This is a genomic window from Rhodanobacter panaciterrae (assembly GCF_014651895.1).
GTDB classification, from domain to species: domain Bacteria; phylum Pseudomonadota; class Gammaproteobacteria; order Xanthomonadales; family Rhodanobacteraceae; genus Rhodanobacter; species Rhodanobacter panaciterrae.
Genome location: NZ_BMXT01000001.1, coordinates 74,865 through 97,581 on the forward strand (window position 1 = coordinate 74,865; position 22,717 = coordinate 97,581).

At 63.4% G+C, this 22,717-nt stretch carries 20 protein-coding genes; 12 read left to right on the forward strand and 8 right to left on the reverse strand.

Going from position 1 to position 22,717, the window contains the following annotated elements:
• Positions 1-102: 102 nt before the first annotated feature.
• Both trhA and IE071_RS00350 read left to right on the forward strand, forming a co-directional pair.
• Positions 103-771 (forward strand): PAQR family membrane homeostasis protein TrhA, encoded by a 669-nt coding sequence (trhA, locus tag IE071_RS00345; RefSeq protein ID WP_189439211.1) that lies wholly within the window; start codon positions 103-105, stop codon positions 769-771.
• On the forward strand, positions 768-1,145 hold the full coding sequence (locus IE071_RS00350; protein WP_189439212.1) for a TfoX/Sxy family protein: 378 nt from the start codon (positions 768-770) through the stop codon (positions 1,143-1,145). The genes trhA and IE071_RS00350 overlap by 4 nt, the downstream gene beginning before the upstream one ends.
• 25 nt (positions 1,146-1,170) lie before the next feature.
• Here IE071_RS00350 and IE071_RS00355 read toward each other — a convergent pair whose 3' ends face one another.
• From IE071_RS00355 to IE071_RS00370, 4 genes are all read right to left on the reverse strand, one after another.
• Positions 1,171-2,943 carry a DUF885 domain-containing protein gene (locus tag IE071_RS00355; protein WP_189439213.1) on the reverse strand — a complete coding sequence of 591 codons (1,773 nt, stop codon included), beginning with the start codon at positions 2,941-2,943 and terminating at the stop codon, positions 1,171-1,173.
• A gap of 75 nt (positions 2,944-3,018) precedes the next feature.
• Positions 3,019-3,501 (reverse strand): DUF456 domain-containing protein, encoded by a 483-nt coding sequence (locus IE071_RS00360; RefSeq protein WP_189440822.1) that lies wholly within the window; start codon positions 3,499-3,501, stop codon positions 3,019-3,021.
• 107 nt (positions 3,502-3,608) lie between these two features.
• A complete protein-coding gene (locus IE071_RS00365; RefSeq protein ID WP_189439214.1) occupies positions 3,609-4,385 on the reverse strand; it encodes a ferredoxin--NADP reductase in 777 nt (258 codons plus the stop codon).
• Between the two features lie 496 nt (positions 4,386-4,881).
• Complete coding sequence (locus IE071_RS00370; RefSeq protein ID WP_189439215.1) at positions 4,882-6,522, reverse strand: DUF2334 domain-containing protein; 1,641 nt, start codon at positions 6,520-6,522, stop codon at positions 4,882-4,884.
• Between the two features lie 579 nt (positions 6,523-7,101).
• On the opposite strand from IE071_RS00370, the gene wecB reads away from it, so the two are divergent.
• Genes wecB through IE071_RS00390 form a run of 4 tightly spaced genes read left to right on the forward strand, consistent with a single transcriptional unit; the run spans position 7,102 to position 14,303 of the window.
• On the forward strand, positions 7,102-8,214 hold the full coding sequence (wecB, locus tag IE071_RS00375) for a non-hydrolyzing UDP-N-acetylglucosamine 2-epimerase (RefSeq protein WP_189439216.1): 1,113 nt from the start codon (positions 7,102-7,104) through the stop codon (positions 8,212-8,214).
• Positions 8,215-8,233: 19 nt separating this feature from the next.
• Positions 8,234-10,471: a glycosyl transferase family protein gene (locus tag IE071_RS00380; protein WP_189439217.1), complete on the forward strand. Its 2,238-nt coding sequence runs from the start codon at positions 8,234-8,236 to the stop codon at positions 10,469-10,471.
• Positions 10,472-10,497: 26 nt separating this feature from the next.
• Positions 10,498-13,383, forward strand: coding sequence for an NfrA family protein (locus IE071_RS00385; RefSeq protein ID WP_189439218.1), 2,886 nt, complete (start codon positions 10,498-10,500; stop codon positions 13,381-13,383).
• Positions 13,380-14,303 (forward strand): DUF4434 domain-containing protein, encoded by a 924-nt coding sequence (locus tag IE071_RS00390; protein ID WP_189439219.1) that lies wholly within the window; start codon positions 13,380-13,382, stop codon positions 14,301-14,303. Before IE071_RS00385 ends, IE071_RS00390 begins: the two co-directional genes overlap by 4 nt.
• Positions 14,304-14,401: 98 nt before the next feature.
• Here IE071_RS00390 and IE071_RS00395 read toward each other — a convergent pair whose 3' ends face one another.
• The gene (locus IE071_RS00395; RefSeq protein ID WP_229792683.1) at positions 14,402-15,379 is read right to left on the reverse strand and encodes a hypothetical protein; all 978 of its coding nucleotides are present in this window, start codon (positions 15,377-15,379) and stop codon (positions 14,402-14,404) included.
• A gap of 395 nt (positions 15,380-15,774) precedes the next feature.
• Entirely contained in the window at positions 15,775-16,023 is a 249-nt protein-coding gene (locus IE071_RS00400) for a hypothetical protein (protein ID WP_189439220.1), read from the reverse strand.
• A 125-nt stretch (positions 16,024-16,148) separates the two neighbouring features.
• Between IE071_RS00400 and dusA the strand changes: the two genes are divergently transcribed.
• The 4 genes from dusA to IE071_RS00420 are packed head-to-tail and all read left to right on the forward strand — an operon-like array spanning position 16,149 to position 19,627.
• On the forward strand, positions 16,149-17,132 hold the full coding sequence (gene dusA, locus IE071_RS00405; RefSeq protein WP_268244947.1) for a tRNA dihydrouridine(20/20a) synthase DusA: 984 nt from the start codon (positions 16,149-16,151) through the stop codon (positions 17,130-17,132).
• A gap of 53 nt (positions 17,133-17,185) precedes the next feature.
• A complete protein-coding gene (locus tag IE071_RS00410) occupies positions 17,186-17,539 on the forward strand; it encodes a PepSY domain-containing protein (RefSeq protein ID WP_229792684.1) in 354 nt (117 codons plus the stop codon).
• The gene (locus tag IE071_RS00415; protein WP_077439428.1) at positions 17,539-18,231 is read left to right on the forward strand and encodes a response regulator transcription factor; all 693 of its coding nucleotides are present in this window, start codon (positions 17,539-17,541) and stop codon (positions 18,229-18,231) included. Before IE071_RS00410 ends, IE071_RS00415 begins: the two co-directional genes overlap by 1 nt.
• Positions 18,197-19,627, forward strand: coding sequence for an ATP-binding protein (locus tag IE071_RS00420; RefSeq protein WP_189439222.1), 1,431 nt, complete (start codon positions 18,197-18,199; stop codon positions 19,625-19,627). Before IE071_RS00415 ends, IE071_RS00420 begins: the two co-directional genes overlap by 35 nt.
• Positions 19,628-19,643: 16 nt before the next feature.
• Here IE071_RS00420 and IE071_RS00425 read toward each other — a convergent pair whose 3' ends face one another.
• Together IE071_RS00425 and IE071_RS00430 are read right to left on the reverse strand one after the other, a co-directional pair.
• Positions 19,644-20,438, reverse strand: coding sequence for a M90 family metallopeptidase (locus IE071_RS00425; protein WP_189439223.1), 795 nt, complete (start codon positions 20,436-20,438; stop codon positions 19,644-19,646).
• Positions 20,439-20,449: 11 nt separating this feature from the next.
• The gene (locus tag IE071_RS00430) at positions 20,450-20,767 is read right to left on the reverse strand and encodes a hypothetical protein (protein WP_189439224.1); all 318 of its coding nucleotides are present in this window, start codon (positions 20,765-20,767) and stop codon (positions 20,450-20,452) included.
• Positions 20,768-20,970: 203 nt separating this feature from the next.
• On the opposite strand from IE071_RS00430, the gene IE071_RS00435 reads away from it, so the two are divergent.
• Both IE071_RS00435 and IE071_RS00440 read left to right on the forward strand, forming a co-directional pair.
• A complete protein-coding gene (locus IE071_RS00435) occupies positions 20,971-21,963 on the forward strand; it encodes a biotin--[acetyl-CoA-carboxylase] ligase (protein WP_189439225.1) in 993 nt (330 codons plus the stop codon).
• Positions 21,960-22,700, forward strand: a complete 741-nt coding sequence (locus tag IE071_RS00440; protein WP_189439226.1) for a type III pantothenate kinase — start codon at positions 21,960-21,962, stop codon at positions 22,698-22,700. The genes IE071_RS00435 and IE071_RS00440 overlap by 4 nt, the downstream gene beginning before the upstream one ends.
• Positions 22,701-22,717 lie beyond the last annotated feature (17 nt).

Consider the following 22,717-nt stretch of genomic DNA (forward strand, 5'->3'; position numbering starts at 1 on the left):
TTGATCAAATGAGCGGCTGGGGCGGTAGTAGGCAAGCGTCGACCTGCCCGCTAAGGTAGTCGGGGCGCTGTCGGGCGCCGGTGCGTTGCCAGGAGTTCCTCCATGTCCGTCACATCCGGTGTGCTGACCCCGCGCTACAGCTTTGGCGATGAACTGGCCAGCAGTGTCATTCACGGCATCGGCATCGTGCTCAGCATCGCCGGGCTGGCCACGCTGGTGGCGTTTGCGGCGTTGCATGGCAATGCGCTCACCGTGGTGGCCTGCGCGGTGTTCGGCAGCTCGCTGGTGCTGCTGTATACCGCTTCGACGCTGTACCACTCGATTTCCGTCGCCGCCGCCAAGCCGGCCTTGCGCGCGCTCGATCACATCGCGATCTATGTGCTGATCGCCGGTACCTATACCCCGTTCACCCTGATCGCGCTGCCCGGCGCCTGGGGCTGGAGCCTGTTCGTGGCGGTGTGGACGCTGGCGCTGATCGGCAGTGCGCTGGAGCTGGGCCTGTTCAAGCGATATCACAAGCTGGCCGTGCTGCTGTACGTGGGCATGGGCTGGATCGGCATGATCGCGTTCAAACCGCTGAGCGAGCACCTGCAGACCGGCGGCATGCTGTTGCTGATCGGCGGCGGCGTCGCCTATACGCTGGGCGTGCCGTTCTATCTGTGGCGACGGCTGCCGTATCACCACGCGCTGTGGCATGTGTTCGTGCTGGCCGGCAGCGTGCTGCATTTCCTCGCCGTGCTGCTGTACGTGATTCCCGACGCGCAGGCATGAGCATGCCGGCCGCACTCGACGTCATGCGTGGCGAGCTAGAAGATGCGGCCGCGCATCTGGGCAAGCTGCACGATCTGCGCTTCAAGCCGATGTTTGGCGGGCTGATGGCCTGGCTCGACGAAAAGCCATGTGCATGGCTGACGCCGAGCGGGTTGGCGTTGAAGCTGGCGGCTGCTGATCAGTCGGCGTTGTTGCAGCTAGCCGGCGCGTCGCGGCTGATCGCCATGCCGGGGGCGGCGCCGAGCCGACACTACATCGTGCTGCCTGCTGCACTCAGTCGCGATACCGTGCAACTCGCCAGCTGGCTGGCCAAGCATGCCGAGGGTGCGGTGAGCCGACGTTCCGCAGCATCGTCGCCACGGCGTCGCCGCTGAGACCACACCATCGTCGCGTGGACGGTCAGTGCTTCTGCTGGGCCGGCACGAATTGCGTGCGCACCGCCGCGGCCAGCTGTGCCGGCGGCAGCAGGCCCTGGCCGATTACGAAGTCGTTGAACTCCATGCGGTTGAACTTCGGCCCGAGTGTGAGCTCGGTTTCCAGGCGCAGTTGCTGGATCCGCATGTAGCCGTAGAAATACGAGGCGGCCTGGCCTGGACTGTTGAAGGTGTAGCGGTCGATCTCCTCGCGCGCCATCGGCTCGGACAGGCCGACGTCGTGCATCAGCACTTCCATTGCACGCTCCTTGCTGATCAGGCCGAGGTTGAGCATCGGATCGAGGTAAGCCCGCGCGGCACGCATCATGCGGTGCTGCAGGGCTATGAACTGACCAGCCGGGGGTTCATACGGCAGCATCTCGGATTCCGAATACAACGCCCAGCCTTCCACGTTGACGCTGTTGAACGCGAACAGGCTGCGCGCCAGCGATACGCCGCGCTCGAGCATCGCGGCGAATTGCAGCTCATGGCCGGGGCGGCCTTCGTGCGAGGTGAGCGTCCACGCCGCCGCCTTGAAAGTGAAATCGTCGTAGCTCTGCTTGCTGTCGCCCTTGCTCGCCGGCTGACCGGTGCTCAACACGAACGTGCCCTGCTCGCCGTGATTGTTGATGAACGGCGGCGGGTCCATGTGCGGCGCGGGAATCTGCGCGTTCTCGGCATCCGATGCCAGTCGCATCGCCATCTTGCGCTGGGGCAGGGTGATGATGTGCTCGCGACGGATGATCGCCTCGATCTGGCCGAGCACGTCGTGGTACCACGGCAGCACCTGGTCCTTCGGCAACTGCTGTTTCTTCAGCGCCTTCAGCACATCGCGGTAGTCGGTAGCGTCGATACCCTCGGCCTTGGCCACCACCGGCGCCAGCATCTGCATTGCCCCGCGCATCTCGACGAATTCCAGCTCGGCCTGCTTCATCAATTCCTGCGGCGGAATGTCGATGCCGACCTGTTTGAGGGTGTAGGCATACAGTGGCTCGGGCATGCGGAAGTCGGTGCGTGCATGCGGCAGCACGGTGCTGCGCGTCCAGCTGTCGTAATCCTTCAACTGCTGCGCGAGCGTATCGAGCGCGGCCTTGCCTTCGGCATTGTCCAGCTTGTACTTGGCGAACAGCTGGCGAATGCCGTCGACGTAATGCGAGGTGTTGTCCAGTTGCTGTTCGATCTGGCCTTTGTAGGGGCCGAGCAGGGCCTTGTTGCCCAGCCGCTCGGTGGTCTGCGCCTCGGCAAGCTGGGTGATTGGCATGCAGCCGGGCGTCTTGCCGATGTAGCACTGCAGGCGGGCCAGTGCAGACGGTCGACGTTTGGCATCGACGTCGTCCTTCAGCAATGCAAACTCGCCACCGAAGATTAGCTGACCGACATCCTGGAAGGGCAGCAGGTATTTTGCGTTGAGGTCGATACCCTCGATTTGTTGCGCGGTGGCATCGATCATGATGTGCAGGTCCTGCTGCACGTTGGCGTCCTTCTCGGTCGCCAGCATATTTTCCAGCTTGCCTTTGGCATCCACCAGCGCTGCGCGCGAACGTGCGTCTATGCCGGGCTTGAGGTCGGCGACCTTGTCATCGTAGCCGGCGATACCGATCTGCGAGGCGAATTCCGGGCTGAAGCGGGCCAGCGTATCGAGCATCACCTGGGCATCTACATTGCTGCGTGCAACCCAGGCGGACGGCGCGGTGGCCTGTGCATGGACCGAGCCGGCAGCCAGCGTGGTTGCCATGGCGAAGGCAAGATATTTGGACATGGGTGGGATCCCGGTGAGGTGGCTCAGCCTAGGTGAGGCCACCGGCATTGCACCATGTGCCGAAGGTCGTGGTGATCAGCCGAGCAGCATCGCCAGCCCGAACAGACCGACCATCACGAACGAAAGCACCAGCTTGATCAGCGTGCCGAACAATAATCCCAGCCAGGTGCCGACGCCGACGTGCGCCGAACGCAGCACGCTGGTGCCCGACGCCAACTCACCGCAGAGCGCACCGAGGAACGGCCCGAACAGCAGGCCCGGGATGCCGAAAAACATTCCGACCAAGGTCCCCAGGCTGGCACCCCACAGGGCCAGGTTGCTGGCACCGACACGTTTGGCGCCGAGCGTACTGGCGACGAAATCGACGATCACGCCCACCGCACCCAGGGTGCCGATGATCAGCAGCCACCACAGGCCGAGATGGCGGTAATCGTCCACGGCGGCGACCAGCCAGATGCCGCCGAAGATCATCGGGATGCCCGGCAGGCTGGGCAGCACGGCACCGGCAAGTCCGCCGACGATCAGCAAGGCGGCGAGCGCATACAGCGCGATATCCATCATGGGCGTTCCGCCGCAGCATCGAGGTGAGTGGAGCCCGCAGCATTTCAGGAGTTTGCCTGGCGCGCCAGTACAGCGACGGCATCGCACTTGTCAGGCGGCTGCTTTCACTTCTCCACGAACGCCCGCTCGATCACGTAATCGCCCGGCTCGCGCGTGCGCGGCGAGGCCTGGAAGCCGCGGCCATCGAGCAGGGTGCACAAGTCGTCCAGCATCACCGGGCTGCCGCACAGCATCACGCGGTCGGTTTCAGGATTCAGTGGCGGCAGGCCAATCGCCTCGCTCATCACGCCATCGACGATCGCGTCGGTGATGCGGCCGCGATGGCGGAACGGTTCGCGCGTCACCGTGGGGTAGTAGATCAGTTTCTCGCGCACCAGTTCGCCAAGGTATTCGTGCCGCGGCAGCTCGTGTTCGAGGTAGTCGGCGTAGGCGAGGTCGTTGATGTGGCGCACGCCGTGGGCCAGCACGATCTTGTCGAAGCGTGCGTAGGTGTCCGGGTCGCGGATGATGCTCATGAACGGTGCCAGCCCGGTGCCGGTACCAAGCAGGTAGAGATGTTTGCCGGGCTTGAGATCATTCAGCACCAGCGTGCCGGTGGGTTTGCGCGTGACGATCAGCGGATCGCCCGGTTGCAGATGTTGCAGGCGCGAGGTGAGCGGGCCGTTGGCGACCTTGATCGAGAAGAACTCCAGGTGTTCCTCCCAGTTCGCGCTGGCGATCGAATACGCGCGCATCAGCGGACGGCCTTCCGTTTCCAGCCCGATCATCACGAACTGGCCGCTGTCGAAACGGAAGCCCGGATCGCGTGTGGTGCGGAAGCTGAAGAGCGTGTCGTTCCAGTGCTGCACGTCGATCACGTACTCGGTCGCCATTGCCACCATGGTGGTTGTCTCGATGTTTCGGGTCAGGGGTCGGCACCACGCACGCTGTAGCGATGCCTGCGCAGGGGAGTGATGGACTGCGGGGCCTGACACATGCTGCCGGTGGCGCAGGGCCGCGTCGGCATTTTACGCGATCCGGCACGCCGGGTGCCTGCACGGGATCTTTGTCGGTTTCCGCTGAGAACGTTCTACGGCATCCAGGGGGTGATCATTACCGCATTGATCACATGGGCTGGCGGGGTAATGCGCCGCGCTTCGCTCCGGATGGAACGATCGAGTAAATCCTGAGCCGTTTGGTCAGCCGGCGATTCGAATGGCCGGGGTCAAGAGGTGCGCTGCTGCATGCCTGGGGCAGGATTTTCCGTCGCGCAGCGTGGCGGGCACGGCGCGGAGAATGGTTGCCAGTGCAATGCGGATGCTTTGCCACAGGAGGTGCGGTCGCAACATGTCGCACAGGCAGGCCGCCGTTCCATCGGCGACCTGCCGCCAATGATCGTCAGCCTTGCTTGACGGTGTTCGCTGGCACGAAGGTATAACCCATCGTCTGCAGGCCCACGACGATCTGCTTCAGGTAGCTGATATCCAGGTAAGGATGGAAGAAGAAGCTCATTACACCGTCGGTAATCACCGTATTGCATTGCGCACTGGCCAAGATGTCGGCCGGAAAGCGCGGCGGATTGTGATTGGACGCGAGCAGCTCGACGTTGCCCAGGTTTTCCGGGATCACGTTGGAGCCGTAGATGTCGCGCACGAGGTATGGGAAGAACTGGCCGTAGATGCGGGTGTAGTCCGGGGTGCCGGTGCCGCAGTTGCCATTCGGGCACCAGCCAACCGCATAGAGGCCGCGGTCATAACGTGTGCCGAACATCTGCTGGAACACCTGGTAGTCCACGGCGGATGCGGCGTAGTGCGGCGGTTCGAAGATGGTCGGTGCCGACAAGCCGGCGGCGGCAAACACTGCTAGGCCGGAGTTGATACGACCGGATGCCCACAGGCCGGTGTCCTGCGGTGGGGGAGTGTCGTAGATGACATAGTTGTCGCTGCTGATATGCGACAGATAGAACTCGAAATCGTCCGCGCTCACTCCAGAGTAGGGATTGGCGACGTTCGAGTACTGGTGGGTGTAGCCATGCATGATCAGCGTGCCGCCTTTGGATTGCATGTACTTCAGCGCCGATACGATGCCTTTGACCTTGTTCAGGGGGACCGACATCGGTACGCCGTTGTTGTAGTAGCCGTTGGGATCGAGATACAGCGGGATCACTGCGACGCTGAAGGGTACGTGCACGCTGTACAGATAATCGGCGATCGCGCGTAGTGAATTCGGGTCATCCTCGGAGTTGACATCCTCGATCCGTACCAGCGCGCGCTTGCGTGCCTGCATGGCTGGATTGGAGACATTGCCGACCATGTCGATGGCGGCAAGGTAGCGATCGCTCATGCCGACATAGCTGAAGGGTACTTCGCCGATATAGGTGAGATTGCCCGAGCGGGTAGCCCAGTTGGAAACCACGCCGGTGTCCGAGGCAGTGCCGGTCGCGATGGCTTGCGCTTTGGTGGGGTCGGAGATCACCGTCTCCAGCAGACCCGAAGGTACCGCCAGCGGATCGCGCGTCAGTGTCACACCCTTGTAGGTCACACTAAGCGTGTTGCCGAAATCGAAGTAGCCGGGAGTCCAGCCGTACTGAGCGGTGAAGTTGCTGGCGCGCGCTGACAGCTGCCAGATATTGTCGTTCAGCCACAGCACCGGCTTGGTCGTGGCGAGTATGTCGTCCAGAAGCGCAGTGGGCAGCGGCTCTCCGTAGGTCGAGCCGACATAGATCAGGCCGGTATAACCGGCCAGTTCACCCGACGTGTAATTTACAGCGGGCTGCAGGGTGTACTTGCTGCCATGCGAGACCAGGTTGCCGGCTTGTACACCATAGGCCTCACCCAGCCAGCCCCACGCGCCGGTAGTGTCGTAAAGCACCAGGGTGTTCTGGTTTGGATTTGCTCCCGGTGCACCGGGGTAGTGGTTCGATGGGGTTGCTGCCTGTTGCAGCGTCGACTTCACCCGACTGGCTGCCGTCGAGAGGGTGGTCAGCGATCCCTTCGTCGGCAGTGTTGCGCTCGGCGGTGGTGGTGGCGCGGGAAGCATGCGGTGATCAGCAGGCCGTACGGCCGACACGGGCGCAAAGGCTGGCTGCGTTGCACTGGCGGCGGGCATCGAGCTGGCTGCTGCAACCAATACAAGTACTGCACTGGCGACGAGGGATTTGAGAGTCGACAGCCCGATAAGCGTTGACCTGGTCATGGGGAATCCTCACTGCATTGTTGGGATTGGCGCGCAGTTACCGCGCGCATTGCTGTAAAAAACGCAATACACATCCCGAATGCCCAGGCCCCTGTCCCGTGAAAGGGACGCCTCGCCGTCCGTTGGCAAGCCTGCTTGCGACCGGATTGCCCGGTCTCCTGTTTCATATTATAAATATAAAAATATGTCAATATCAACAACGCAAATATTCACCAATAATTATCGTTAATTTAACGTTGAGTTGGCAATATAGAACATCAAGGCAGAATTTTTCGACTGCCGATACCGGCTGGACCACAGGTACTCCCTCCCCGCCCAATCGAGGCGCCTGCGGCTAGCTGTTTGCAACTGAAACGACAGGGGAAGGGCAGGATGCCCGTGGGGCAGGATTGTGTCGTCGTCCTGCGTGGGGGGAGGGAGCGCATGCAGGATGTCCTGATCATCTGCGGCACGCGTCCGGAAATCATCAAGCTGGCGCCGCTGTATCACAGCCTGCGCGCCAGTGGGTGGGCGCAACCGCGCTGGTTGCATACCGGGCAACACGACGAGATGGCGCGTCAGATGCTTGCCTGTTTCGGCATTGTTCCCGACGTTTGGCTCGAGCGCGGTGGCGATGGGTTGAGCGAATTCAGTACGCGCTGCCGCACCCTGCTCGACATGGTTATTTCAAGCGGAACATGGTCGCTGGTGGTGGTGCAGGGCGATACCGAGAGCGCCTTCCTCGGTGCGTTATGCGGTTTCTATCACCACGTTCCCGTTGCGCACGTCGAAGCCGGTCTGCGTACTTATGATCTGGAGCGGCCATTCCCCGAGGAAGGCCTGCGCCAGATGATCAGCCGCATCACCCGATTCCATTTCGCACCGACCGAGCGCGCTGCGCTGGCGCTGCGTGATGAGGCGATTGCGCTGGAGCGCATCTTCGTCACCGGCAATACCGTGATCGACGCGCAACACTGGGTGGTGCGGCACCACCGGATACAGCGTCGTGTGGAAAGTCGCGGTCACCTGTTGGTCACCGCGCATCGCCGTGAGAACTGGGGTAGCGACCTGCGCGAGATCTGCTATGCGATCGCCGATGTCGCGAGTCGCCACCCGGAGTTGCAAGTGCTGTTTCCGGTACATCTCAATCCGGTGGTGGGTCAGCCTGTGCGCGCCATCCTCGGCGAGCTGGCCAACGTGCATCTCAGCCCCCCGTTCGACTATCTGGAGATGCAGCAGGCATTGATCGACTCCTGGCTGGTACTGACCGATTCCGGCGGCCTGCAGGAAGAAGCGCCCACCTTTGGCGTGCCGCTGCTGGTGCTGCGTACGGAAACCGAGCGGCCGGAGGCGATCGAGGCGGGCTGCGCCCGACTGGCCGGCACACAACGCGTGTCCATCGTGAGGCAGATCGAGGAGCTCTGGTCGGACCCGGCCGCGTACCAGTCGATGGCGCGCGCAGGCAATCCGTTCGGTGATGGCCAAGCCAGCGTTCGGATCGTCAATCTGCTGCAGAACGCGTTGGCGTGCGACGAGCGCCTGCGTGCGGTGATTTAGCTAGCGAAGGAGACGCAACATGTGGTGGCTGGATGCATTCTCGACCTATCTCTACGGACTGAGCGTGGTCGTCACCGCGATCGCCATGCTGATGCTGGTCAGTGGGCTGGACGATTTGTTTATCGACATCGTTTATTGGTCGCATCGGCTGTGGAAGTCGCTGTTCATCTACCGCAGGTACGAGCACACCGACTACCAGGAGCTGTACGGACCGGCTGAGAAGCCTCTGGCAATCATGGTGCCTGCCTGGCATGAAACCGGCGTGATCGGTCATATGGCCGAGCTGGTCGCGACGACGCTGGACTACGAGAACTATCACATTTTCGTCGGCACCTATCCGAACGATCCGGATACCCAGCGCGACGTCGACGAGGTGTGCGCGCGTTTTCCCAATGTGCACAAGGTCGTATGTGCGCGGCCGGGGCCGACCAGCAAGGCCGACTGCCTCAACAATGTGCTGGACGCGATCCTGCAGTTCGAGCGGCGCGCCCATATGACGTTCGAAGGCTTCATCCTGCACGATGCCGAAGACGTCGTGTGTGAGCATGAGCTGCGGCTGTTCAACTATCTGGTTGGCCGCAAGGATCTGATCCAGATTCCGGTCTACCCGTTCGCGCGGCAGTGGAACAACTTCACCAGCCTGCATTACCTGGACGAGTTCGCGGAACTTCACGGCAAGGACGTGCCTGTACGCGAAACGCTGGCGGGGCAGGTGCCCAGCGCCGGTGTCGGTACCTGCTTCAGTCGGCGCGCCGTGCTCACGTTGATAGAGGCGGGCAACGGCATAGCGTTCGACGTGCAGAGTCTGACCGAGGATTACGACATCGGTCTGCGCCTGAAGGCCTGGGGCATGGAGGAGATCTTCGTGCGCTTCCCGGTGCTGCGCCATCGGCGCCACCCTGAAGGTGAGAGCTGCCTGGGTCAGAGCTGGCGCGAGTCCAATGTGATCTGCGTGCGCGAATACTTCCCCGATCGCCTGATGACGGCGGTACGGCAGAAGTCGCGCTGGATCATCGGCATCGTCTACCAGGGCTACCGCACCCACGGTTGGAAACAGGGCCCGGTGCTCAATTACTTTCTGTGGCGTGATCGCAAGGGCGCGATCAACAACTTCGTCAGTTTTTCCGCGATGCTGATCCTGCTGCAGCTGATCTTGATCTGGCTGCTCCAGCAGGTGTGGACGGACGCGCCGCGCTTCGTCTCGATCTTCGAGGGGCGAGTGTGGTTCGACTACATACTGACGGCGAACATCGTGCTGATGGGCAACCGCATGCTGCAGCGGATCATCTTCGTGTCCGGCTACTACGGCGTGAAACAGGGGTTGCTGTCGATACCGCGGTTGTTGTGGGGCAACCTGATCAATTTCCTCGCCAACTGGCGTGCGATCCGCCAGATCATCAAGTGCGGCGATCCACGTCGCGTGGCCTGGGACAAGACGACCCACGACTTTCCCAGCATCAGCGGCGACAACCATGCCAAGCGCTCGCTCGAAGAGATACTCGTCGCGAACGGCATGGCATCGGAGCAGGCGTTGCACGAAGCGGAATTGCACCGTATCGACGGTCTGCAACTGGGCAGCTCGATGGTCCATGAAGGCCGGATCACGGCTGCGCAACTGGCCTGCTCGATCGCCGAACAGATCGGCGTAAGTTGCGAGTCGGTGGATCCGACCGGGTTGCCGCGCGATCTGCTGGGGGTGCTTCCGGCGCGCACGGCGCTGCACTACGCGATACTGCCGCTGCGCCACGAAGGCCGCACGCTGGTTCTCGCCAGCGAGTGCTACATCGACCCGGTGTCGTTGGCCGCGATCGCGCGCCAACTCGGCCGGCCGGTGCGTTATGTGATCGCGCACAAGGGCCAGGTCACCGTCGGTCTGCGACGCTGGTACGCACACGCGTGCGACCACGATCGCGACCCGCACCATTTGCTCGACATCGCGGCACGCAGCGGGCACCTTCATGGCAACCGCGTGGCGCTTGTGTGGGACAGCTATGTGTCGCGCCAGGTCATGCTGGGCGAGATCCTGGTCGCGCAAGGTCACCTGGATGAAGTGGCATTCAGGTCATTGCTGTTGAGCCATGCGCGCAATCCTCAGCCACTGGGTGAATTCCTGGTCGAGCGGGGTGCGATCAGCCGCGAAATACTGGATCGCATGCTGGTTCTTCAGGCTGCACTGCAGCCAAGCATCGCCAATCTCCTGTTGAGGGAGGTCGCGGTGTCGGCGCAGCTGGCGACGCCGACGGAACAAGCGGCATGAAACGGTCATGGCCGAGCCGATGTGCCATGGCGCTGTTCGTGATGGCACCTGCGTGGCCGCTCCATGCGGCAGGCCAGGAACCGGTCGCCGACAGCAGCCGCTACCGGCAGTTCATGGTCTATCCGCATCGTCAGGCCGGTTATGCGGCCATGCGTGCCGGCGATGAGCGCGTCGCGATGGCGGAGTTCATGCGCGCACGCGCGCTGGCACCGCAGAGTATCGACACCGCCCTGGATCTGGTCGAGGCCTATCGGCATTTCGGTCACGCGGCGCAAGCGCAGAAGTTGCTGGACGAACAACATCGCTACACGCCGAACGATCCACGCCTGCGAGCCGCTCAATCCGTTGCCGCGCCATCGGCGGTGGACTGCAGTCGCGACGGCAGGCCGGTATGCCGCGCCCAGCGCGGCTTCGACGACTTGCAGGCGGGCAATCTGGCCAAGGCGCAGGCAGAACTCGATGCCCCGGATTTCGCGCGCAGTCCCGAAGGCCGTTCCTTGCGTCATGCACTGGTTCAGCGCGCGATTTACCTCGGCGACCGTCAGCGCGCCGACGCGCAACTGGCTGAGCTGGATGCCAACGACAAGCTCAGTGCCGATGAGCGCAGCCAATGGTTCAATCTGCTGCTTCAGCTCGGCAAGCTGGATGCGGCGCGTCAGCTGCAATCGCGTGGCGGGCTGGATGCGCCGGCGCAGGACCTGGCCATGGCTCAGGCCATCGCCAACCACAGCGATCGCAAAGGGCTGGCCGCCTACATGGCGTCCCGCCAACCTGCATTCACCACCGAAAAAGACGAGCGGCAATGGGTGAATCTGCTCGCGTCGGTGGCGCACGATCGACCGGAGCTGTTGGCCCGTTATGCCTCGCGCTATCCCGCCAACGCGGTGTTGCAGGCGCGGCTTTCGGTGCCGTTGGCGATGGCGCGCGGCGACAGCGCGATGGCGCAACGCATGTTGTCGCGCTTGCCGGATGGCAGCTTTCGCGAGGATCGTTTCAGCCTGGATCTGCAGCAAGGTCGGTATGCCGAAGCCAGCCAGCAGGCCGAGCTACTGATCGCCCAGCCGGAGGGCTACCGTCTGCTCGATCCGCTCAGCTACCGCTTGATGGAGGCCGGTGCGCGTGGTGAGGCAAAACAACTGCTGTTGGCGGCGTACCCGTTTGCCGGCAACCCGGGTTCGGCGGCCCTGTTCTCTCGCCTGGCGGTGCTGGCTGGCGAGCAGCCGGCGTTGTTTTCATCCGATGATCGCGTACGCCTGCGGCGGCCGCTGGAAAGCGTGCCGCTGCGCATGGCGCAGGTCGCCATCCTTGGCGCGTTGCACGATTGCGATGGCATCCGCCAGGTGATGATTGACCTCTCACCGAACTATTCCGCCGAACAGTGGCGGCAGCTCGGCGATTGCTACGGCAACGACCGGCCCGGTCTTGCCGAATACGCTTACGCCGAGGCCAACAAGCGCAAGCCTGACAGCGACACCACTCGGGCATTGGCCTATCAGGCCTATAGTGCGCAGGACTATGCAACGGCCTTGCAGGTCTGGCGTTCGATACCGGTGGTGCACATGCAGTCGGCCGATTTGCTGGCCGCCGCGACCACCGCGCTCACCGTCGACGACCCGGCCGTCGCGCGCTCCTGGCTGGATACGTATGCAGCGCAGGGCGGCCAACGGGATCACACGTATTGGTGGTTGCGCGCGCAAGCCGACGATCCGCGTGATCCGGCGCTGGCCCGTGCGGATCTGGAAAACGCCGTGGCCATGCATCCCGATCCGCGTTATTACGCGCGCCTGGCGGCTTTGCAAAGTCAGGCCGGCGAGGCGCAGCAGGCGCTGGTTTCATTGCAGCGTGCCAGTGCGCTCGCGCCCAACGACAGCAAGCTGGCTGCCGCGTTGGGCTACGCCTACCTGCAAGTCGGTGCGCCGGACAAGGCGATGGTGCAGTTCGAGCGCGCGCACCAGGCCAACCCGGACGACCCGGCTTTGACCCGGCAATTGCTGTACGTGCATCAGCAGCTTGGCGACAGCGCACAGGCGCGCACGTATGCAGCGCTGGCGATCGACCAGCTCGGTCCCATCGACGCCCCCGGCACCGGGAGCAGCGACAGCACGGCGCAGGAAGACGAGGACCAGCAGCGCTATACCCTGCGGCGCCTGCACGAAGATCTCGGCCGCCAGTGGCGCTTCAATGCCGACATGACCCTGGGCGATACGGTGTCCTCGGCGGCCAACACGGCGGCGCCGGGCGTTTCCTATCGCAGCTATCTGCAACTCGAAGCGCAATACCGCTTTGATCCGCATCTCACCGGCGGCGATGCCAATACGCTGGCCGCCTACGCACGCGTGTTCGCCGGTAGCGGAGCCAGCGGCTCGGTGTGGCCGATGCATGCGCCAATGCTGGGCGTGGGCCTGCACTGGAAACCGCTTCTTTCGCAGAACGTTGTGTTGTCGATCGAGCAGCAAACACCCGTCGGCAACAGCCGCGACACCCGCAACGACACCATGCTGCGAGCCAGCGGATCGTGGTCCTTCAGTCCACGGCTGAGCGACGACTGGCACGCGACCGGACCAAGTTGGTTCACCCAGAACTTCTACGTCGACATCGCCCGCTATCTGCGTGCGAGGCAGACCGTGTTCACGGTGGACTACCAGCTGGGCTGGCAGCGCAAACTGATCGACGGCCAGACCATTGAGCCCTATGCCCATGTGCAATACACCGGCATCGACCGTGCGCATGGCGCGGGCTATGCGCGTGACGCACGCCTCGGCGTCGGCCTGCAGTGGAACCTGTGGTACGGCGAAACCCGCTACGACGCCTACCCGCACCGCTTCAGCATCGCGGTGGAAGGGCAGCACGCCTTCACCAGTTATCTGCACGAGAACAATGCGGTGTTCCTGATCGCGAGGACGCAGTGGTGAGGTCTGCGCTGTGCTGGCTGATAGCACTGCTGTTGTGGGTGCCATGGTTGGCCGGTGCGACCACGGCGATCTTCTACCAGCCGCAGCTGCGCGACCGCGAGGTCGCGCAGGCGCAATGGCCATCGGTGTTTGCACAAGTGCGCGCGCGTGGCTTCGATACGCTGGTGGTGCAGTGGACCCAGGACGGCGATGCGTTCGGCGACCCTGCCGGACATGCATGGTTGCTGCAGCGGGTACACGAGGCACACGCTGCCGGTTTGCGTATCGTGCTGGGGCTCTACAACGATCCTGCGTTCTTTCATCGGCTGGAAGTGGAGGCGTTGCAAAAAACGCAGCTGGCAGTGCCGGACGACTACCTGCCCGGGCTGTTACGCCACAACGCCGAGGTCGCCCGACGCTGGGGCGCCGACCTTGGCGGCGAAGCGATTGCTGGCTGGTATTTGCCGATCGAGATCGACGACATGCACTGGCGCAGTCCTGCCGCGCGCAAGCAGTTGGAGCATTACCTTGCCGCGGAGCGGCGCCAACTGGATGGCATCGCACAACGGCCGGTCTACGTAACCTCGTTCTTCAGAGGCAATATGACGCCATCGCGCTATGCCGAGCTGCTCAGCGACGTTCAGCGCAGTGGCGTGCGTGTCTGGGTGCAGGACGGCGCGGGTATCGCGAGTGCCGAGGGTCTGGAGGGCGGCGTGCGTGCGCTGTATCTCGGGGCGGTAAGCCAGTGTGCGAGTCCGCATGTGCACGGGATTATCTACGAAATCTTCCGCCAGACCGGCAAGGACGCGGCGTTCACTGCTGCGGCTTTGCCTGCTGTCGAAGCGAGTGCGGCATTGGCGCAACGAACCCCGTGTGGGGGCGACAGTGTCTTCTTCGAGCTGGGTTACCTGCCTGAGATGGCGGGAGTGTTGCGGCGCTAGCCACGAAAGAAAAAAAGCGCCTCCATCAGGAGGCGCTTTTCTATTTTCAAGAGCGATTGCGCAAGGTAACCGATCTATCGCATGGAGCGGTCGCTGGTTTACTGCGGCACTTTCAGCGGAGCAATCGTCTGATTGAGTGTGGTCCAGTACGCCTTGGTGTACGGAACCATTTGCTCGGCGTAATTCCACCAGAAGAAACCACCGACAAACCGCGGGTTCTTGATGGTGTTGACCATCGGGTAGTACGTCTTGATCAGGTTGGTCTGCACCGACGTGGGCGCGCTGGTGCTCGACGTGCCGATCTCGCCGAAGCCGAGCCTGGCGTTCGGGAAGATGCTCCCCAGTGCGCTGAAATCGGTCTCCCACGAGGGCGACAGTCCCGGGCAATCCTGGTACGGGTAATAGCTGAAGAATGCGTAGTCGGCGCCCAGGCGCACCGCGGCGGGCAGGAAGGTGGTGGGCCAGGTCTTCCAGTAATCCTGCGACTTCTCCCAGCAATTGGTGCCCTTGCTGTCGTCGTTGTAATAGAGCGTGATGGCTGTCTTGCCGCCAACGCCCTTCACGATCGTGTTGGCAGCGGCGACCATCTGCCCGATGGCAGTCTCCTGGGCGTTGACCGTGGTGTTGTTGCCGTTCGGATTCGGTCGCAGCCATTCGCCATTGATCTCGTTGGCGATCTCCCACACGTCGACCGTACCGTTCAGGCCGTAGACCAGTTCCTTGGTGCGCGCCGTATAGGTGTTGATGTCAGTCGGGAAGTAGTACGAGTCCATGATCTCGCCCATCACGTTGGCCACCGTGTGCAGCTTGACCAGCGCGGGGTAGTACTCGGCGGCGGTGGTGCCTGGGTCGAACACCACGCGGACCGTGGGCTTGTACGGCAGCTTGGTCAGCGACGTGACGATCGCATTGATGTTGGACAGGTCATCCAGGGTGACGCCGTAGATCGGTGCCTTGAGCGTTGTCGCTGCCTGCGCATGCGCGTTCGAAGCGAGCGGTGCGGCGGCGGCATAGAGCGCGATGGATGCGGCAAGTGGAGCCAGAAAGGTCTTTGCGACGGTTGCAAGATTTGTCATCGATTGAAATTCTCGTACTTGGGCGATCCTTTACCCGGTCTAGGAGTAGTTGCGGTGACGCAAGTGGTTTGCCACGGCATGAAGACGGCGCCGTGGAAAAGCCTGCGGAATGGGTTTTGCCCGTGCGGGTCCGAGCACTAATGGAAATCGTCCATAAACGGCGGCCTTCCCCTGCAGCAAGGCAAAGGAGTGGCAATGGAGCTACCGTTGGGAATACCAGCGAAGATGGCGAATACTGCGTGGACAGCCGAACCATGTCGGACCATCCATCAGCACAACCGATCGAGCCAGCCTTTATGGAACAAGACTGAGGGTACTGGCCCAGAGAAACCGTACCTGGACATCACTGGCGCGGCGAGTCTAGCGAATCGATCTTCAGGAAGATCAAAATTTGGTTAGTTCATGCCAACTTGCAGGGAAAAGCCTGCGCTTTTGTGACGCAGTTGACAGGTGAGTGGTTTGTCAACACGGGTCCATTCGTCGAATGCAGTGGGCGCCACGGCGCCCACCAATGCCAGGCTGGTAGCATTCCTTTCAGGAGGAGCTCGTTGCCCGGCGGTGGTCTTGCTGAGGAAGTTTCCGTAAATCAGTGGTGTGCGAACCTGCATCCGCCCGCCCTTGTCCCGCCGGACAAGCGTCGCCATCAAGTGTGCCGACCCGTGTGCCGAACGGCATGCTGCCGAGGATGCGCAGTGACGCAGTCGGAAATTAATGGACGTGAAATGCATGACCTGGCGTTGTGCCACGTCGAGCGCAGACTTTGAAAAACGTGCATAACTCATTGAACACACAAGACTATAAAGTGTGCGTCGCGCCGATGATGGACTGGACCGATCGGCATTGCCGCTACTTCCATCGGCTGCTGTCGCCGCGGGCGCGGCTGTATACCGAAATGGTGACCAGTGCGGCGTTGGTGCGCGGCAAGCAGATGCGCTTGCTGGAACATAGTCAGCAGGAGCATCCGCTGGTACTGCAACTGGGCGGCAGCGACCCGCAGGAACTGGCGCAGGCGGCGCGTTTTGGCGCCGAGGCGGGCTATGACGAGATCAACCTCAACGTGGGTTGTCCGTCGGATCGGGTGCAATCGGGCCGTTTCGGTGCCTGCCTGATGTACGAGCCCACGTTGGTCGGTGATTGCGTGAAGGCGATGCGCGATGCGGTCAGCATCCCCGTCACGGTGAAGTGCCGTATTGGCGTGGACGACCAGGACGACTACGCCGGCCTGCAGCACTTCACCGAGATCATGCTGGACGCCGGCGTCGAGGTACTGATGGTGCATGCGCGCAAGGCATGGCTCAAAGGACTGTCGCCGAAGGAGAACCGCGAGATTCCGCCGCTGGATTACGAGCGGGTCTATCGGCTCAAGCGCGAGTTTCCGCAGCTGGTGGTGGTGATCAATGGCGGCATCACCACGGTCGAACAGGTGCAGGCGCATCTCGCGCAGCTGGATGGCGTGATGCTGGGTCGCGCGGCGTACCACGATCCGTACCTGCTGGCGCAGGTCGAGACGGCGCTGTACGGCGAGCCGCTGCCGCAGCGCGACGACGTGCTGCGGCATATGCAACCTTATGTCGAGGCCGAGCTGGCGCGCGGCACCGCGCTCAAGCACATCAGCCGGCACTTGCTGGGCTTGTATCAAGGCGAACCGGGCGCGCGCGCGTTCCGCCGCACGATCAGCGAAGGGGCGCATCTGCCGGGGGCGGGCTGGGGTCTGCTCGAACAGGCGTTGCTGCCAAGTTCGGCAGCGGCGTGACAGCAGACGGTCATCCGGTCAGTATTCAGCCCTGATTGCCTAGGCTAGACGGCATGGCAGGTGCCGGGCGGAATCTTCGACGCATGACAACGCACAAAAACTTCATCCCTGCTCTGCTGATATGGCTGCTCATGGGTGCCGTGGCAACGGCTTCGGCGCAATCGGCCGGGCCGACACTGACGCTGGATCAGGCGGTGGCCAAGGTGCAGCAGGATACCGGTGGCCGAGTATTGTCGGCCGAGCCGCACCGGGTGGATCGCAAGCTGAAATACCTCATCAAGGTGCTCACGCCGGACGGGCATGTGCAGAGGTTGGTGGTTTCGTCCGAAGCGAGCAAGAATCCCGCTTCCAGTCAGTCAACCAAGAATCCGCCCGCGAAACGCGCGGGCAGCAAGGAGAAACACTGATGCGCATCCTGTTGGTGGAGGACGAGGCGCCGTTGCGCGAGACGCTGGCGGCACGCCTGAAGCGGGACGGTTTTGCGGTCGATGCAGCGCAGGATGGCGAGGAGGGCATCTACCTCGGCCGCGAGGTGCCGTTCGACCTCGCGATCATCGATCTGGGCCTGCCCAAGATGTCCGGCATGGATCTGGTCAAGGCCCTGCGCGAGGCCGGCCAGCGTTATCCGATCCTGATCCTGACCGCACGCGGCAGTTGGCAGGACAAGGTCGAGGGGCTGAAGTACGGCGCCGACGACTACCTGGTCAAGCCGTTCCATGTGGAGGAGTTGCTGGCCCGGATCAACGCGCTGGTGCGCCGCGCCAGCGGCTGGTCGAAGCCGATCCTGGCCTGCGGCATGATCAAGCTGGACACCACCGCGCAAACCGTGACGGTGGAAGGCAAGCTGGTCGACCTCACCAGCTACGAATACAAGGTGCTGGAATACCTGATGCTGCACGCCGGCGAGCTGGTCTCCAAGGCCGACCTCACCGAGCATATCTACCAGCAGGATTTCGATCGCGATTCCAACGTGCTTGAAGTGTTCATCGGCCGCCTGCGCCGCAAGCTCGATCCGGAAGGCACCCTCAAACCCATCGAGACGGTACGTGGACGCGGATACCGCTTTGCCATCCCGCGCACCGACGGCGACGACGAATGAACCGGAATCGCCGCGCCGTCCGCTTTCATTGGCGGCGCGCGCGGCGATTGCCACCGGTTTCGTGCTGGCCGGCTTCCTCGGCCTGGTCGGGTTGACCCTGTCGCAGGCGAACAAGCAACGCGCGCTGAGCGCGTTGCATGATCGGCTGCAGAACTTCGCTATTGCGTACATCACCAATACCGAAGTCAATCGCTATGGCAACAAACTGCTGCCGCCCTCCGCCGACACGCTGCCCGACCCGAATTTTCTGCATCCCGGTTCCGGCTTGTACGCGGTGGCCGTGGGTGACTATGGGTATCACTGGGAGTCGTCGTCGGCGGTCGGCCGCGATTTCAGTTTCCTGAAGCCGCTGGAGCCAGGTCAGAGCCTGTTCGTCGGCCCGGTCGATACGCGCATGGGCCGGCTGTACTACTACAGCTACGGCGTGGCGCTCGATACCGATGAGAAGGGCAAGTCGGTGCGACTCACCATGACAGTGGCGCAGACCGAGTATCAGTTCGAGGACCAGAACGCGGTGTTCCGGCACTCGCTGGTGATCTGGCTGTCGATCCTCGGCGTAATGCTGATCGTGCTGCAGTTGCTGCTGCTGCGCTGGAGCCTGACCCCGCTGCGCAAGGTGGCCAGCGACATGAGCCGGGTCGAAAGTGGTGACAGCGAGCAACTGGACAGCCAGTACCCGCTGGAACTGACCGGCCTGACCGAACGCATCAACGCCTTCATCACCAGCGAGCGCGAGCAGCGCACGCGTTATCGACACACCCTGGCCGATCTGGCACACAGCTTGAAGACGCCGCTGGCGGTGATCCGCTCGCAGCTGGAATCGACCACCGGCGACGAGCCGGCGCGGCGCAGCAGCGTGCTGGACCAGGTGCGGCGGATGAACGAGCTGGTCGCCTACCAGCTCTCGCGCGCCGCCACCTCCGGCCGGCAGACCTTCGCCAGCGCGGTGCCGATCGCCGGTCATGCCGAGGATCTGGTGCAGAGTCTGGAGAAGGTCTATGCGACCAAAAATGTGCTGTGCGAATTCGACATCGAGGACGGTGCGGTGTTCTACGGCGAGCAGGGCGACCTGCTGGAGCTGATGGGCAACCTGCTGGAGAACGCGTTCAAGTGGGCCGGTCACCGCGTGCTGCTGGTGGTGAAGATGCGGCCGCAACCCGGCCGGCAGCGACCGGGTCTGAGTCTGAGCGTGGAAGACGATGGTCCGGGCATCGCCGCGGAGAAGATCGAGAAGGTATTGCAGCGTGGCGTGCGCGGCGACGAACGGGTGCAGGGCCATGGCATCGGCCTGTCAATCGTGCAGGACATCGTGCATGCCTATCAGGGCGAGCTGGTGGTCGATCGTTCGCCGGAATTTGGCGGTGCCCGCTTCAGCGTGAGCCTGGCAGCGAGCTGAGTTGCTTCTCGAACGATCAGCGCGAACCGCAGAAGCCAAGCGACTCGCGACCCGCGGCTGGTGAGCGGCCATAGAACGCTTGCAGCAGATCGGCGACCGCCGGTTCCGCCTCGCGCAGCAGCGCTGGCTGCGAGTAGTGCAGTTCGCTGACCACGGCGAAATATTCGCTGGCGCTTTCGGTGGCGTAATGATCGATCGGGCTGTCGTGGCTGTGCGGCGGTGCGCTGGCCAGTCGGTCATAGGCGAGCTGGAATTGTTCGATCCAGCGCCGCCGCGGAATGTCGACTAGCGGCGGTACGCCGTCGGGTGGGCCGTCCAGCATGTCCAGCTTGTGCGCCATCTCGTGCACGACCACGTTGTAGCCGTCCCACGGCTGTTCGAGGTCCAGTTGCACATCGGCCAGCGACAGTACCAGCGGGCCGTGTTCCCACGCTTCGCCGATCCGCGCCTCATCGCCTACGGTGACGACACCGGTGTGGTCATCGTGATGGCTGCGGCGTACCTTGAACTCGCCTGGGTAGATCAGTATCTCGCGCCAGCCACGCAGGCTGGCGGCGCCTTGCTGCAAGGCGGGCAGACAGGCCTGCATGGCAATCACCAAGCGCCAGTAATCGTCGAGTACGGCGCCGGCCAGTGCATGAAAGTTTTTGCGGGCGAGGAACAGCGTGGCCAGTCGGCGCAACTGATCTTGCCGTTCGGAATCCAGTCGGCGCGCCAGTGGGCAGCCAGTCAGTGCGCGCCGCCATAGAGAGTCGGCAATCGGCGCAGGTTCGAAACGAGCCCGCAGCGAATGCCACCAACGCCCGGGCATGACGCCGAGTGCTACTGGATTGATCCAGGCAGCAACGATTGCCAGCCCAGATGCGGCCGGCGGGTTGGCGCCGGTGCGGAGGAGCCGCCGCCGGAGCGATCGCTGCTATTGCTGGACGTGCTGCTTGAGTTGTTGCTGGTCGACGGGCATTCGCGATTCAGCCCCAGCGCATCACCGCCGCTGCTGGTGTTGCTGTCGCGCGGACTGGCATTGTCGATCGTCGCGTGTGGGGAACTGTCCACGTCCTGGGTTTCCAGACTCGCCGCGGCGGCACTGCCGATTCCGGCAATGCACAAGGCGCAACCGATAAACCAAAGGGTGGCACGCATGGCGATCGAACTCCCTGACCCGCAAGCGAAGACTTGGATCGTCTCAGAAACACTGGCGCCGTGCCAGTGCTGCCGTTTTTGACAGTCGCTGCGCGCCGCATGGCAGGCCAGCCGGGCTAAAATCCGACGATGTCCATCCTGTCCCGCTACCTCTTTCCTCATCCCCATCGGTTGGTGATGGCCTCTGCGTTTGGGGCTGGCTGATGCAGCCCGCGCAGTTGCTGGCGATGCTTGCCGCGGGTGAGCCGCTTCCCGGCGCCGGTCTCGCCGCGCAGGCGGGGGTGACCCGCGCGGCCATCTGGAAACAGGTCGAGGCCTTGCGCACTCGTGGCGTGCCGATCGAGGCACGTGGCGCAGCCGGGTATCGACTGCCATGGCCGTTGCAGATGCTGGACGCCACGCAGATCCGTGCCGCCTTGCCGGCATCCATGCTGCGTTCGCTGGGCGCGCTGGAAGTGCATTGGGAGCTGGATTCCACTTCCAGCGAACTGCAGCGCCGCGGCGCCACCGCCAAGGATTTCAGCATCGTGCTGGCCGAAACCCAGACTGCCGGGCGCGGCCGGCGTGGCCGCGAATGGCTGTCACCGCCGGGAATGAACCTGTATCTGTCCTGCCTCAAGCGCTTCGAGCAGGGCTTTGCTGCCTTGAGTGGCCTGTCGCTGGCGCTGGGCGTGATCGTGCTGCGCGCGCTGGAGAATCTCGGCATCGACGGAGCTGGCCTGAAATGGCCGAACGACGTGCTGGCCATCGCCACAGGTGAACGTCCAGGCGGCAAGCTGAGCGGCATCCTGGTCGAACTCAGTGGCGAATATCAGGGGCCGTGCGCGGCAATCATCGGCATCGGCCTCAACCTGCGACTGACCCCGGCGTTGCACGCCCAAGCCGGCCAGCCGGCCTGCGATCTGGCCACGCTGGCCGGCGGCGCGCCACCGGACCGCAACCGTGCCGCCGCTGTGCTGATCGAGGCGCTGGTCGAGGGCCTGCGGCAATTCGAGCGTGACGGTTTCGCCGGCTTCGTCGACGACTATGCGCGGCATGATCTGCTGTGCGATCAACCTTTGCAGCTGAGTGGCGTACACGGCGCGTTCGATGCCATCGGCGCTGGCGTGGATGCGCGTGGCGCGCTGCGGGTGCGCATGGCCGATGGCAGTGTGCGCCAGATCGACAGCGCGGATGTCACGGTGCGCCGCGCATGAGGCTGCTGCTCGACATGGGCAATACGCGGCTGAAGTGGGCCCTGCAGGTGCAACCAGTCGGATGGTTGGCGCGTGGCGCAGTCGACTGGCAGCAGGACATGACAGCGGCGCTGGAATTAGCTTGGGCCGACCTGCCACGGCCAGTGACGGTGCTCGCGGCTTCGGTCGTCGACACCATGCGCGAGGCAGAGGTAGCAAGCGTCATCGAACGCTTGTTTGCCTGCGCGCCAAGCTGGCTGCGCACGCCAGCCATTGCCTGCGGCGTGCGCAACGTGTATGCCGAGCCGCAACGGCTCGGCGTGGATCGCTTCCTGGCAATGGTCGCGGCACATGCCGAAGGTTACGCGCCCTGTGTCGTGGCCGGTGCAGGCACCGCACTCACGCTCGACGCGTTGGCCGCCGATGGTCAGCATCTGGGCGGCCTGATCGCGCCGGGCCCGCAACTGATGCAGCAATCGCTGCTGAACGCGACCGCCCGTGTACGCCCGGAACGGCCCGGCGACATTCTGGAGTTGGCCGACAACACCGCCGATGCGGTGGCCTCGGGCTGCTGGCAGGCGGCGGCCGCGCTGGTCGAGCGCTTTGCCACACGGATGGCGCCGCGACTCGGTGTCACGCCGACGCTTATCCTTGGTGGCGGCGATGCAGCGCGCCTGGCGTCGCTGTTGTCGCTACCAGTCCGGCTGAGCCAGGACGGTGTACTGCGTGGTCTGGCGGTGTGGGCCAACACACCATGACGACGGTGCTGTCCATC